An 873-nucleotide genomic window follows, 5' to 3' on the forward strand; every position below is an offset into this window, starting at 1 on the left:
CGGAAATCTCTGGATCATAGCTTACGTACAGCTCCCCAAAGCATATCGGTGTTAGTCCCGTCCTTCATCGGCTCCTAGTGCCAAGGCATCCACCGTGCGCCCTTATTCACTTAACCTTATCAACCTTACGGTTGGGTTTTGATCCTTCTTCTAGCGATAGAAGTTAGATCAAGAAAATAAGCAATTGAACTTATTAAAAAACTCTATCCAGCTCACAAATCAGCCTGTACGGCAAAAAGATCGATCGTCTCATAAAATCAAAGATTTTATGGCCGTCCGCCTATTTTGCTTCAGGCTAAACAATTTGTTCAGCTTTCAAATTCAACGCGGTGTTCTCGGTTTGTATTACTTACATTTACTTCAAATATCCAGTTTTCAATGAACAAAAGTGTTTGAGAGTAAACCTCTCAAAACTGAACAAAGTAAAAACAAATTGTGTAGTCTCCGTAATATTCCTTAGAAAGGAGGTGATCCAGCCGCACCTTCCGATACGGCTACCTTGTTACGACTTCACCCCAATCATCTATCCCACCTTAGGCGGCTGGCTCCAAAAGGTTACCTCACCGACTTCGGGTGTTACAAACTCTCGTGGTGTGACGGGCGGTGTGTACAAGGCCCGGGAACGTATTCACCGCGGCGTGCTGATCCGCGATTACTAGCGATTCCGGCTTCATGCAGGCGAGTTGCAGCCTGCAATCCGAACTGAGAGAAGCTTTAAGAGATTAGCTTAGCCTCGCGACTTCGCAACTCGTTGTACTTCCCATTGTAGCACGTGTGTAGCCCAGGTCATAAGGGGCATGATGATTTGACGTCATCCCCACCTTCCTCCGGTTTGTCACCGGCAGTCTTGCTAGAGTGCCCAACTGAATGATG

The 873-nt window shown here is 46.4% G+C and carries 2 rRNA genes; both read right to left on the reverse strand.

From position 1 onward, the window contains the following. Positions 1-116, reverse strand: a 23S ribosomal RNA gene (locus OZ002_RS13275); the annotation flags it as partial. A 344-nt stretch (positions 117-460) separates the two neighbouring features. After that, positions 461-873 (reverse strand): 16S ribosomal RNA (locus tag OZ002_RS13280); the annotation flags it as partial.

The sequence above is a fragment of the Enterococcus sp. E4-150 genome, assembly GCF_035726465.1.
GTDB lineage: Bacteria > Bacillota > Bacilli > Lactobacillales > Enterococcaceae > Enterococcus_B > Enterococcus_B faecium.